Below are 12755 nucleotides of genomic sequence, written 5' to 3' on the forward strand. Positions count from 1 at the left end.
CTTTATTGAGGGAGGTTAATTCAAGAAGGATTTATGGCAAATGTTGTGGAATATGTTTGAAATGGAAAAGTATAGGGGGTAAATATGGGCAAAAATTAATGGCTTTTTCTATTATTTTTTTATGGGTATGTATTGTTTTAGATTCTTGGTTTATTTCACAATCGATAAAATCCGAAAAGAATGATGAAGTTAGTAATCAAAATCGATATGAATTTATCAAAATGTCGGATAATTACAATATGATTTTTGATAAACAAACGGGGGATTATTGGGGGAATTTAAATGGAAAAAGATAAATCCTTATAATAGTAAGTAATAGGGCAATGGGTGGTTGATTTTGATTAAAATTTAAATAGACTATATAACAACATTTCCCCTTTGATTGGTGAAATAGGTTGTGAAGTATTGTACTTAAAGTAACGAGTGTAAGAGTTTAACAATAAGTTGCTGCGGCAACTTTGTCGAGCAAAGGAAAAGCAGAAGGTAGATTTATTGAAGTGATTGAACAATACATATAGTCTCTTTACGAAGGTTAAACACTATGTGGCTTTTAAAATTGTAAAAAAAATAAAGGCACTTTTGATGGTTTCAAAATTCATAACTGGTTGGCAATTAATATATGACACTTTATTCTATGGGAAATCGTAGTAATTCTTGGGCATTAGCCTTGTAGCTAAAAATAAGAGAGCAAGGCATTGATGAAATCTCAATGTATGTGGAGGGCTAACCTTGCTCTTTGGTATTATTTTATTCCATATATTGTAAAATATTCATCCGTCGCTAATCAAGACCTCTGACTAATGCGTTTAACGAAGATAATATGCAATAAAGGAAGGTCCTTGATCAACTAACGGAGCAGGATAGTTGAACATTAGTCTCAGCGTTTAAAATTAAATTCCTATTATTTTGTTGTCCTAAATAAGTAAAATCGTCCGTAAATATACTATGGATATGTTAAGACTTTAATTAGGATAGGAGTGAATAGGCAATTATGAAACAAACAATGCGCGTCCTTATTTCTGGTGCAAGCATTGCCGGTCCGGCACTCGCTTACTGGCTTCATCGTCATGGATTCGATGTGACTGTAATAGAACGTGCTCCAGCATTGCGCGCTGGTGGTTACGGAGTTGATATCCGTGGTGCAGCCATTTCCGTGCTTAAGGGGATGGGTATAATCGATCAAGTTCGTGCAGCTGACACGAACATGACTGGTGTTTACTTTGTGAACAGCAAGTGGAAGATCCAAGGTCAAATAAGCGAAGCAAGTATGGGGAATCAGCAGGGTCTGGATATCGAAGTCATGCGAGACGATCTAAGTAACATTTTGTACGATTTAACCAAGGATACTGTTGATTACATTTGGGGCGATTCGATTACAGCTATAAATGAGACTGAAGCTGGTGCAGAAGTTCAATTTATTCATGGCAAGCCACAGACATTTGACCTTGTCATCGGTGCAGACGGGCTTCATTCTAATGTACGCACCTTAACTTTTGGAGATGAAGCACAGTTTAAACGGACGCTTGGCTGTTATATCTCGATTTTCACTCTCGAGAATGACCTCAACCTCGACCACCGCCAACTGTTATATACGATACCAGGCAAAACTGTAGGTATGTATAGCGCTCGTGACAATACCGAAGCAAGGGGTATGTTCTTGTTCCAATCAGAGGCATTGAAGTACGACCGCAATGATACAGAATCTCAAAAGAAACTAGTAGAAAATGCCTTCTTAGGCGATTCAGGTTGGGAAACCTCGCATCTACTCAAAACCATGAAAGATGCTACAGACTTTTATTTTGACGAGGTTTGCCAGATTCACATGCCGACATGGTCAAAAGGGCGGATTACATTGGTAGGCGATGCGGCGTATGGTCCATCTCCTCTATCAGGTCAAGGATCTAGCCTGGCGCTTGTCGGGGCTTATGTATTAGCTGGTGAACTTAAAGCTGCAGATGGCGATTTCGCTCGTGCATTTGTTGCCTACGAACAAAAAATGAGAAAGTTTGTTGAGAAAAATCAAAAAATAGGACGAATAGCTGCCGGGAGTATGATTGAAAAATCAAACTTCAAAATCTTTCTACGCAATTTAATGTTGCACATACCCCCGATTATGCTCGTACAATTTAAGATGATTTCAAAAATGATAGCCAAAGCTGCTAACGGGATCGAGCTGAAAGATTATTGATTTGGATTTATTGGTTGGAGGGTTACTACCAACAAGTGACACGATCAAAAAAGGCTGTCTATTTTCAGTAACCATATAAAATCCGAACAAATTTCTGTTTAGCCAGCTAAGAGCAAACATGCCCTTAAGCCCTTTAAAAATATTTTTAGTCTTCCGCAAGCCCGCGCGATTCTTTAGCGAGGATCGCTTTCTTTATTGAGTTAAACAATAAGCGGCAGCGGCTGCTCTTTTTCTTTATTGATCTAACGTGGCAGTTTATTGTAGAGCAGTTGCTGATTAATTGGTAACAAATCTATTGAGCAATTAATAGTTTGAACCTTATAAATTAATGAGGAATATTTATTACAAAATTTTCAGGTAATGGGAGTGTTCTATATGCTGAGATGTGCCTGGTGTATGAAAAAAATTAGTAATAACAAGCCAGTATTTGGGTTAAGTGTTAAGTTTGTAGAAGGTGTTGATTACACCGAAAGTGAAGGGAAAATAATACAAATAGGTCTCCGTACACGAAACACTAGTGTTCCTTTGATTGTAACAGCGAGAGAATCAGAAGCCAAATTACAAGGAACTGATGGTATATTTGCTTTATGTAGTGAGAAATGCGGAAAGAAAATGAAGGACACCTTAACTAAGGAAATAGCAATTTTTAAAGAATTTAAAGATATTGCTCTTCAATAATATTGAGAAGTTTAAACATAATTATTTCTGTTTAGATTGTGCGTTTCTATTAATATAGGCGCTTTTTTATTAAGGGGGCTGGTTGAACAATACGATACTTTTCAAAGAGGTATCGTTTTTCTTATTATGCTAACGAAGCAGGTTAGTTGAAGAAGAATTTTTTTTATGTATAATTAGTACCAGGTATTAATACCAAGCTATAAGATTGATTTAATTCATAAAATGAGGTGGTTATTCTATTTTCAAATCCAAAGCACGTATTACTGTGATAGATTCGCATGTTCCAGAAAGAATCGTTTGCTGTTCTTCTGATTTCAAGCACAAAAGGCGGACAACAATATAGAAGTGTTTTGGGGAATACATTATTTTCAAATGTAATCGAACTTTTTAGAAGTCTTTTGAAATAATCGTTTAAATAGTGTGAAGAATAAAGAGGAGTGTTGATTATGCCACGTAGAGTTGTAGTGACTGGATATGGAGTAGTTTCACCGTTAGGAAATAACGTAGAAGAGTTTTGGAATAATATTAAAGAAGGTAAATCAGGGATCAAAAAAATTCAATCTGAGGACTTCAAAGATATAAGCACTCAAATTGGTGGTTATATTACCGACTTTAATGCAGAACAATATCTTGATGTTAAAGAATTAGGGAAATATGATTTGTTTGTGCAATATGGTTATGCTGCTGCTAAACAAGCTTTAGACCAAGCAAATCTTGATGTGGATAATATAAATAAGGAGCGATTAGGGGTATATATTGGCTCAGGTATTGGAGGAATTAATACAATATTAGATAATCATAAATTCTTAATTGAAAGAGGACCAAGAAGAGTTTCTCCATTTATGGTTCCTATGATGATTAGTAATATGGCTTCAGGTATTATTTCCATAAAAACTGGATTTAAGGGACCTAGCTATTCTCCTGTTTCTGCTTGTGCAACAGGGAATCAAGCGATTGGGGAGGCATTTTTAAATATTCGGCATGGTTACTCTGATGGCATATTAGCTGGAGGGGCTGAAGCTTCTATTAATCCATTAGCTTTTGCTGGATTTTCAAGAATGAGAGCAATGTCCACTTTTAATGATATTCCAGAAAAGGCAAGCCGTCCATTTGACAGAGGGCGTGATGGCTTTGTTATGTCAGAAGGAGCAGGTGTTTTATTCCTTGAAGAGTATGAACACGCTAAAGTAAGAGGAGCGAAAATTTTAGGAGAAATTGTAGGATATGGTTCCACAACGGATGCCTATCATATTACTTCCCCTGATTATAACGGTGCAGCAAATGCTATGAAATTAGCTTTAGAAATGGGGGTAATAAACCTTACTGATGTAAATTATATAAATGCCCATGGAACTAGTACCCCTGAAGGAGATAAATCAGAAACTAAAGCAATTAAAAGTGTTTTTGGAATTCATGCTTATAATTTAAAGGTGAGTTCTACCAAATCAATGACTGGACACCTTTTTGGAGCTGCAGGGGGAATTGAGGCCATTATAGCCCTCAAAAGTATCATGGAAGATATAGCTCCTCCCACTATCAATTACGAAATACCAGATGAAAATTGTGATTTAGATTATGTTCCAAACCATGCAGTTAAGACAAAAATAAACTATGCTATTTCTAATGGTTTTGGTTTTGGAGGACATAATGCAGTCTTGGCATTTAAGAAGTTTTCGATAGATAAGACTAAAGAAAAGGATTAATCGGTAAGTCATAAGTCATATATTATCTTATCGATTACATGCTAATTAATTAGATGTTTCTGCAACTAACGGGTGCAAGAGTTGAATATCTGGCTGCCATTTTCGGCGGTCTTTTTCTTATAGTGCTTACGGGGCAGGTTGAACAAGTGAGGTGAAATACAGCTCTTTTTTATGTTTATTGGAAGGAAATCATACAAAAAAGAAATGGGGTTTCTATACAATAGTTGTATTTGTTTATCCGTACTTTATTGTCACTCATTAAAAATTCAACTGTCGCATCCATATCCTCGATAATTCTCTTTTTCATAGTAACGTAATGTATGTGTGCTAACTCCCACTAGTTTTGCCACTTCGCCAATTGTATACATACTAACCTCCGTTTTTAACCAATGCTTATCAAGTGTAAAAAAATAGGTTTGACTTAGAGTTTACTCTAATCACTATAATAAATCCGTAGCAGTTAAAAAACAATTTTTGTTAGTAAAAACAAAATATTAGGAGGAAATGAAATGAAAAAATATACAGTTATTACAGGTGCAAGTTCTGGTATTGGTTATGAAACAGCTCTTGCTTTTGCTGCTCGTGGAAAAAATTTAGTGATTGTGGCACGTAGAACGGAGGAGCTTGAAAAACTAAAATCAGAAATCGTGAAAGTAAATGCAGAACTAGATGTCGTTATAAAAACAGTTGATTTATCTAATACGAAAAATGCTTATACATTATATGAAAATCTAAAGGAATACGAAATTGAAACATGGATTAATAATGCAGGATTTGGAAATTTCGCATCAGTTGGAGATCAAAACTTAACTAAAATTGAGACAATGCTCAATTTAAATATCGAGGCTTTAACTATTTTAACTTCTCTTTATGTGCGTGACTATTCAACAGTTGAAGGAACACAATTAATAAACGTTTCATCAGGTGGAGGTTATACGATTATTGGAAATGCAATCACATACTGTGCTTCTAAATTCTATGTAAGTGCGTTTACTGAAGGACTTGCACATGAATTAAAAGAAAAAGGTGCAAGCATGAAAGCAAAAGTATTAGCTCCGGCTGCAACTGAAACTGAATTTGCGAAAGTATCGAATGATTTAGAAGAAAATGTTAAGCTTGAAGGACTTCTTCCTAAATACCATACAGCTAAAGAAATGGCTGGATTTATGCTTGATCTCTACGATAGCGAAAAAGTAGTTGGAATTGTAGATGGTCTTACTTATGAATTTCAATTAAAAGATCCAATTTATCCTTATGCAGTAAGAATGAGAAGCTAATAAGTTTGATTTTTGTACATTACCAAATTGTGGTTATTTTGCTTTTTATATTGACGAGTAAAAAGAATTTAAAAAGTAAATCCTTATGTAACTAACGCATGCTTTAGTAATAGATCAGAGCTGTCATTTAGGTGGCTTTTCTTATTGGACTAACGGAGCAGGATAGTTGAATAACATTTAAGGTGTAAAGGAATTAGAGAAATTGATGTAGAATTACATATTTTTTAAACGATTCATTTAGTTAGCCACAAAAACCAAGGAATTTATAGGGGGAATAGTAGATGGATATGAAATACCCAATTGGCACTTTTCAATTTGATGATGAAATTTCTAGCAGTGTTACAAGTGTTTGGATAAATGAGATTGAAGATTTACCAAGATTATTACGAGATGCTGTAGAAGACTTAGATAATGAACAGCTTGATACAGCTTATCGTTCTGGAGGGTGGACTGTTCGACAAGTAATACATCACCTTGCAGATAGTCATATGAATGCCTACGTTCGTTTTAAATTGGCTCTTACGGAAGAAAATCCTGTAATTAAGCCATATGACGAAACGAAATGGGCGGAACTATCTGATTATAAATTGCCAATTGATACTTCACTTTTACTTCTCGAAACATTACACAAACGCTGGACCAACCTTTTACGTAGTCTAACTCCTGCTGATATGGAAAAGACATTTATTCATCCAGATTCAGGTGAAGTTTCAGTAGGTAAAAATATAGGAATCTATGCTTGGCATAGTAGACATCATCTTGCACATATTACTTCCTTGTGTAATCGTAAGGGTTGGTATAGGATTTTGTGAACGATTACACTTAAAGTAACGGGTGCAAGAGTTAAACAAGGGTTGCGGCAGCGATCCTTTTTCTTATTGCGTTAAAGAAGCAGGATAATTGAATTGAATAAGATAAAGCCATTTAATTTTTTATTGAAAGGAATAAGTAATGATCTCAAATTTTTTATTGGATTTACTTTTTGTGGTGATTATAATTTATGTTTTTGTCCGAGGGAAAAAATTAGAAAAGATTTTAGTCGTCTGTTCTATCGCATTTTTTATGGTTAATTTATTAGCAAATGGGTTCTATATTTCGAATATATCAGGATATTTGTATTCAATTGTTTCAAGTATTGCGATAACAATTATTTTTATAAATACAATTAAAAGGAAAGAGTATGTATGGAGCGTTGTATCCTTCTTATTATTACTGTTCTTTTTTATTAACCTCATAACAATATTATTTGTCTTGTTTTAAAAATTAAGTAGCAACATCAACCCATATTTTTTATTGAACTATCGGGTACTATTGTAAACAAAGAGGAAATCTTAATTGATGAGGTATTTTGATTACTTAACTTCTAATAAGAATGAATTCGTCACACAAATAGAACATCTATTTACAAAGTATAAAGTTCAACCAGTTGGAAACGGGTACATTGACTGTATAGTTATGAAAAATAATTTAGAAGAGTTTATTAAAGAATTAACAGCTTTAGGAATACTTATTTCTGATGTATCTTGGTGGTGTTATGTTAATCCAAATAATGAAACAACAGAATGCCCACACGGAATGGGAGGTCCAAAATCGACATATTATGAAGGTTGGTTTAGTGAATTGCAAAATGACTTTTTTGAAGCAGATAGTGAAAAAGTAAATTCAATTTTAAATTCATATGAAAAATACTCGATAAACGCTTTAAACATACAAACAATAGATGGGATAAAAAATATGCTTAACAAACCCTTCAAATATACTCCAACCGATTACATACAACGCAATAAATGTGTAATGCCTGGATTATGGTTGCTTGTTCCTGAAGATTGGGAGCGTAATAAAATATACTTCAGATAAAACAGATTTATTGAACCAAAGGGTGCAAGAGTTGAAGATCCAAGCTGCTATCGTAGGCGGCTTTTCCTATTGTGCTAACGGGTACGATTGTTTAATAATTAAAGAAAAAGTATTAGAAGGCTTTAAGCGATATTTCGGAGAAAATTCGGATTTTTATATTATGTTTAGAAATGCCTATTTAAAGGGATTGGAATAGGAAGGCTTATGAGGGAATCAAAGAATTGACGGAACTGTCCAAATTACCAGATTCAAAAACAGAAAAATTTTATGATTGTTTCACTCTTATTTCCTCACAAATTTAATAACACGATTTATTATTTTCCAATAAAAAGCACCTGACAAATGTAATCGCTTCCATTAATATAAATAATAAGAAATAGGAGAGGGGATACAAACAATGGAACTTTTATTAGAACAATGTGAACATAACCAGTCGGAAGAACCTTGTGAAGAGTGTACCCCAAAAAAAGAAAGAGAAGAGAATTACGATATCTCTGAATATGATTATCATAAAAGATTGTGGTTTTAATATAAAGAGAGCTTCCTTTAGAAGTTGTTGACGAAAAAAATGACATAGATATAAGAGATGTGTTGATTTTCTTCTTCAGCTAATTGGTGCTTATGTTAAAGATGGGATGGCTGCGGCGATCCTGTTTTCTTATTGTGCTAACGGGGAGGTTAGTTCAACAAGAAATAATTTTTCCAATAAAAACACGGGGGTCAGCTAACCCCCGTGTTGAATTACCTTTGATTCTCTAACGTTAAATTCAATCCTTTTTGATAATATTGATTCATCATTTCTTCAGGAACCATATTTCCACCAGTCCCCCAAATAATGTGTGTACCTTTACTCATTTTTTTTGTTAAATTATGCTTCAGTAAATAATCGGTTCCTTCTTTACATAATTTAATTGGTCCTATCATGCCTGCTAGTGCTGAAGGTTCTAAATGAATCCCCTCTGTATCAACTAGTTCCTTTAGTAACTTATACAACTGTTCATCGCTAACCGTATAATTACCACTAAGAAACGGTTCTATAGTTTTACCTACAAATCCAGATGGTCTTCCTACAGCAAGTCCATCAGCGTCGGTTACATTATCAATACCAATATCTTGTACAGAAATTTTATCATGAAGTCCAGTCATTAAACCAAGTAACATACATGGAGAGTGGGTAGGTTCTGCAAAGAAACAGTGAACATGGTCTTGATAAAATAACTTCAAACCAAAAGCTATACCGCCAGGACCACCGCCTACTCCACATGGAAGATAAACAAACAAAGGATGATTTTCATCAATTGTTATCTCTAACTCTTCTAATTGTTTTTTTAATCGAGCTGCTGCTACTGCGTATCCTAAAAATAGGTCATAAGAATTTTCATCATCTACAAAATAACATGTAGGATCCCCATCTGCTTGGAGTCGACCTTCCTCTACTGCTTTACTATAATCGGATTCATATTCAATTACATTTACATTTTTGCTTCGAAGTAAGTCTTTTTTCCATTGTTTTGCATCAGCCGACATATGAACGGTCACATTAAAACCTAACTTTGCACTCATGATGCCTATACTAAGTCCTAAATTTCCAGTCGAGCCTACTGCGATTGAATATTGGGAGAAGAATGTTCGAAACCTATCACTATCTAAAATGGAATAGTCATCTTGAATCGTCAATAATTGATGTTGAAGAGCTAATTCTTCTGCATGTTTGAGAACTTCATAAATCCCGCCTCTTGCTTTTATAGACCCTGATATAGGAAGGTGACTATCACACTTAAGCAATAATTCACCTAATATAGGTTGTTGATAATCCAGCTCTAAGGATTGTTTCATGGAAGGAATTCTCACTAAAGGAGATTCTATTATCCCATTCATCTTTTTTGTTTCTGGGAATACTTTGGCAATATATGGAGCAAAACGTTTCAACCTTTTCTCTGCATCCTTTACATCATCTTGAGTAAGGGGGGATTTTTTAATTCCTGTTTTAAACTTTTCAATTTTAGGATTTAACCACAATATTTCCTTCATCGAAATGAGTTTGATTAGTAAAGGATAGTGTTCTTTCCATGTTTGTAGATCTCTGAATTCAATCTCTTTCACTTTGATAGTCCTCCTTATTGAATTGATTATAGTCATCAAAACGAAGTAAAATATAATTTAATTAAGTTAAACACAGTTTAACATAGACACTTTTAGTTGTTAAGTATTATTTAAAAATGTTAAATTATAATTAACAATTAATTTTCAAGGAGTGCATAGGAATGGAAAATATAGATATTGGTAAGATGGTTGAAAAATATAGAAAAGCTAAAGACTTAAGCAATAGAGAATTAGCAAAGTTAGCTGAAATAACGCCTTCAATGTTGAGCCAAATCGAACGTGGCTTAGCAAACCCCTCTATTCAGACTCTTAAAGTTCTAGCGAAATCCCTAGACGTTCCAACATTTAGTTTTTTCATTGAAGAAACAAACACGGTTGATTTAGTTGTTAGGTCTAGTCATCGAAAGAAAATGATCATTGAAAACTTATCTTATGAGCTAGTTTCACCTGATTTTACTGGAAACCTGGCAACAGCCATTATGAATTTTCCACCGAACACTGCTTCATCTGAGAAACAGTTGGAGCATAAAGGAGAAGAAGTTGCTTTTGTATTAGAGGGGAAAATTAAAGTGTTTTTAGATGATGAAGAATACATATTGGAACCTGGTGATAGTGTGAAAATACCAGCACAAATGAAGCATAAATGGGAAAATAATTTTAGTGAACATGCTGCCATACTTTTTTCGGTGACTCCACCAGCTTTTTAATTTTCTTATTGAACAAACGGACAGTTTAGTGAAAGAAGGAATAAGTATTTTGGATAACGAATTATGAATAAGAAGTTATAGAAGATTCAAATGGTGAAATTAATGGAGGAACAGAATGACTAAAATTAAGGGATACGCTTGCAGTTGTTGCGGTAAATATCACGAAGAACTTCCTACAAGTTACGGAAATCCAGCTCCCGTCCATTATTATGATGCTGGACCTGAAGAGCGAGAGGATAGGTTTGAGCTAGATGACGATTTATGCATTATGGATAACGAACATTTCTTTATTCGTGGATGTATTGAGATTCCTATAATTGGGACCGATGAACACCTAATATGGGGTGTATGGGTTTCATTAAGTGAAGCTAATTTTAACAATATAAAAGAGCACTGGGATAAACAAGAATTATTGGAACCAATGTTTGGGTGGCTATCTACCGATTTACCTTGTTATCCTGATACTGTAAACTTAAAAACAATGGTCCATCCTCGACCAGATGGCATTCGACCTTTCATTGAGCTCGAACCAACCGACCATCCTTTATCGGTGGAATTGAGAGATGGAGTAACTATAGAACGGGTACAAAAGATAGCTGCACAACTTTGTGTTAATAACGATAACTAAGATAAAGGTATAAAAATTAGGAGTGTTGGTTATGGTTCATGCAAAAGATGTTTTATCGGATCAGTTGTTGGCAAATGCCAATGACCCTAGTTGGTACCTGCCATTTTCAGATTCAGTAGAAAGATTGTCTGAGGAACATGCATTTTGGAAGCCAAACGAAGAAAGTAATAGTATTGCTGAAATTGTGCAGCATCTACTATATTGGAATCAAACATGGCAAACAAGGTACCAAAAATCTCACGTTGATGCTGTGCCTTCCATAGGAAATAATAATAACAGCTTTATTATTCCTGAAAATCATACTTTTGCTGACTTAAAGAAACAACTATTAGAGTTGCTTTTACGTTGGCAGGAGATATTATCTGAAGAAAAAGTAGAGAGTGAAGTTAATGGTTTTCCTGGACACGTGAAATGGTGGGCAATACTCGGAAATGTGTCAACTCATAACGCATATCACATTGGTCAGATCATTTATATCCGGAAGTTGCAAAATAGCTTGAAAATAGATGCAGGAGAAGATGAATAAATAAAAGTTGCACTAGCGCCTACTTGAACTAAAGAATGCTAAAGTTGAGGATCAAGCTGCCATTTGGTGGCTTTTTCTTATTGAGCTAACGTAAGCAGGTTAGTGGAAGAAGAAAGTTTTTGATAAAGGTAGAATATTTAAGGTGAATAGGAAATATTTTTGCGGAGGCAATTTTTTGAGGAAAACAGAAATTCTTCCTTGGTCAGAAAAATGGAGCCAATTGTACGAAGATGAAGCCGAAAAATTAATTAAAATTTTTAAGAAAGAACATATTGGAATACATCATATTGGAAGTATATCTGTTCAGACAGTAGGTTATACGAAACCAATAATCGACATTTTATTAGTTGTTAAAAATATTGAACAAGTGGACATTTATAATGAACAATTAAAGACTCTAGGATATGAACCTAGAGGCGAGAATGGAATAATTGGAAGAAGACACTTTCCGAATGGAAATGAGAAGCGAACCCATCATTTACAAATCTTCCAAAGAGGGAATGAAAATATAAAAACACATTTAAATTTTAAATAATATTTAATAAATCATCCACAAGACGCTCAAGATTATGGGGAATTAAAAATAAAGCTAGCCAGCCTATATCCTGACGATATTCATAAATATCAACAAGGTAAAGAGCATTTTGTAAATGAATTAGTTCTGAAAGCAAAAAAATGGGCTGCTGGTGCTTGAGTTAAGGAACAGAGCTATTTCAATAATGTAGAAGGTTAACGGAGAAAGAAGGATTTTTTATAGAGTACAGATTATGTTTTTTTGAATAATAAATGGAGGTTTTAAATGGGAGAGACGAAAGCAATAAATTTAGACAGTGTTTCTTTTTACTTAAAAGAAAAACATGATTTTGATTGGCTTAGAAATCTTGGTAAAGTGTTTTGTATTTTTGATGAACAAGATTCTGGTAATATATCTTTTGGAATTGAAAAAGACGGTGTTAAAAAGTTTGTGAAGTATGCAGGGGCAAGAATAACCCAATGTGTTATTGCATTATCGGGTGCCTTGAATTTAAGAAAGGGGGTTGCTGCGGCAATCCTCTTATTCGACTAATGGGGGCAGCATTCCTGTAATG

Annotated in this window: 13 protein-coding genes and 3 pseudogenes; 14 read left to right on the plus strand and 2 right to left on the minus strand. The window is 34.4% G+C overall.

The genetic code is table 11. The annotated features are described in order from the left end of the window. The 4 genes from COE25_RS19175 to fabF form a co-directional block, all read left to right on the plus strand. Window positions 1-296 (plus strand): hypothetical protein (locus COE25_RS19175; protein WP_098933769.1); only part of this gene is annotated, 296 nt, incomplete at its 5' end. Window positions 297-991: 695 nt separating this feature from the next. Continuing rightward, window positions 992-2188: an FAD-dependent monooxygenase gene (locus COE25_RS19180; RefSeq protein WP_098933770.1), complete on the plus strand. Its 1197-nt coding sequence runs from the start codon at window positions 992-994 to the stop codon at window positions 2186-2188. 396 nt (window positions 2189-2584) lie between these two features. Then, complete coding sequence (locus COE25_RS19185; RefSeq protein ID WP_257208896.1) at window positions 2585-2866, plus strand: hypothetical protein; 282 nt, start codon at window positions 2585-2587, stop codon at window positions 2864-2866. A gap of 446 nt (window positions 2867-3312) precedes the next feature. Next, window positions 3313-4569, plus strand: a complete 1257-nt coding sequence (gene fabF, locus COE25_RS19190; RefSeq protein WP_088087352.1) for a beta-ketoacyl-ACP synthase II — start codon at window positions 3313-3315, stop codon at window positions 4567-4569. A gap of 293 nt (window positions 4570-4862) precedes the next feature. On the opposite strand, the pseudogene COE25_RS19195 reads toward fabF, so the two are convergent. Continuing rightward, a pseudogene (locus COE25_RS19195) lies at window positions 4863-4937 on the minus strand (MerR family DNA-binding transcriptional regulator); the annotation flags it as partial. Between the two features lie 141 nt (window positions 4938-5078). Between COE25_RS19195 and COE25_RS19200 the strand changes: the two are divergent. The 5 genes from COE25_RS19200 to COE25_RS31695 all read left to right on the plus strand — a co-directional run bounded on the left by COE25_RS19200 (window position 5079) and on the right by COE25_RS31695 (window position 8232). Then, window positions 5079-5846, plus strand: a complete 768-nt coding sequence (locus COE25_RS19200; RefSeq protein ID WP_088087354.1) for an SDR family NAD(P)-dependent oxidoreductase — start codon at window positions 5079-5081, stop codon at window positions 5844-5846. Window positions 5847-6127: 281 nt separating this feature from the next. Beyond that, a complete protein-coding gene (locus tag COE25_RS19205) occupies window positions 6128-6658 on the plus strand; it encodes a YfiT family bacillithiol transferase (RefSeq protein WP_098933772.1) in 531 nt (176 codons plus the stop codon). A 523-nt stretch (window positions 6659-7181) separates the two neighbouring features. Further along, window positions 7182-7703, plus strand: coding sequence for a hypothetical protein (locus COE25_RS19215; RefSeq protein ID WP_098933773.1), 522 nt, complete (start codon window positions 7182-7184; stop codon window positions 7701-7703). Window positions 7704-7734: 31 nt separating this feature from the next. Next, window positions 7735-7899 (plus strand): hypothetical protein, encoded by a 165-nt coding sequence (locus tag COE25_RS30880; RefSeq protein ID WP_180247551.1) that lies wholly within the window; start codon window positions 7735-7737, stop codon window positions 7897-7899. 201 nt (window positions 7900-8100) lie between these two features. Beyond that, window positions 8101-8232: a hypothetical protein gene (locus tag COE25_RS31695; protein WP_256942356.1), complete on the plus strand. Its 132-nt coding sequence runs from the start codon at window positions 8101-8103 to the stop codon at window positions 8230-8232. 212 nt (window positions 8233-8444) lie between these two features. On the opposite strand, the gene COE25_RS19220 is transcribed toward COE25_RS31695, so the two are convergent. Beyond that, window positions 8445-9806, minus strand: a complete 1362-nt coding sequence (locus COE25_RS19220; protein ID WP_257208897.1) for a D-serine ammonia-lyase — start codon at window positions 9804-9806, stop codon at window positions 8445-8447. Between the two features lie 161 nt (window positions 9807-9967). Between COE25_RS19220 and COE25_RS19225 the strand changes: the two genes are divergently transcribed. The 5 genes and pseudogenes from COE25_RS19225 to COE25_RS19245 form a co-directional block, all read left to right on the plus strand. Then, window positions 9968-10513: a cupin domain-containing protein gene (locus COE25_RS19225; RefSeq protein ID WP_088087360.1), complete on the plus strand. Its 546-nt coding sequence runs from the start codon at window positions 9968-9970 to the stop codon at window positions 10511-10513. 115 nt (window positions 10514-10628) lie between these two features. Then, window positions 10629-11141: a DUF2199 domain-containing protein gene (locus tag COE25_RS19230; RefSeq protein WP_098933775.1), complete on the plus strand. Its 513-nt coding sequence runs from the start codon at window positions 10629-10631 to the stop codon at window positions 11139-11141. 31 nt (window positions 11142-11172) lie between these two features. Beyond that, window positions 11173-11667 carry a DinB family protein gene (locus COE25_RS19235; protein WP_088087362.1) on the plus strand — a complete coding sequence of 165 codons (495 nt, stop codon included), beginning with the start codon at window positions 11173-11175 and terminating at the stop codon, window positions 11665-11667. A gap of 175 nt (window positions 11668-11842) precedes the next feature. Beyond that, a pseudogene (locus tag COE25_RS19240) lies at window positions 11843-12361 on the plus strand (GrpB family protein). 105 nt (window positions 12362-12466) lie between these two features. Next, a pseudogene (locus tag COE25_RS19245) lies at window positions 12467-12652 on the plus strand (serine/threonine protein kinase); the annotation flags it as partial. Window positions 12653-12755: the final 103 nt, after the last annotated feature.

The sequence above is a fragment of the Bacillus sp. AFS031507 genome (assembly GCF_002584635.1).
GTDB lineage: Bacteria > Bacillota > Bacilli > Bacillales > Cytobacillaceae > Neobacillus.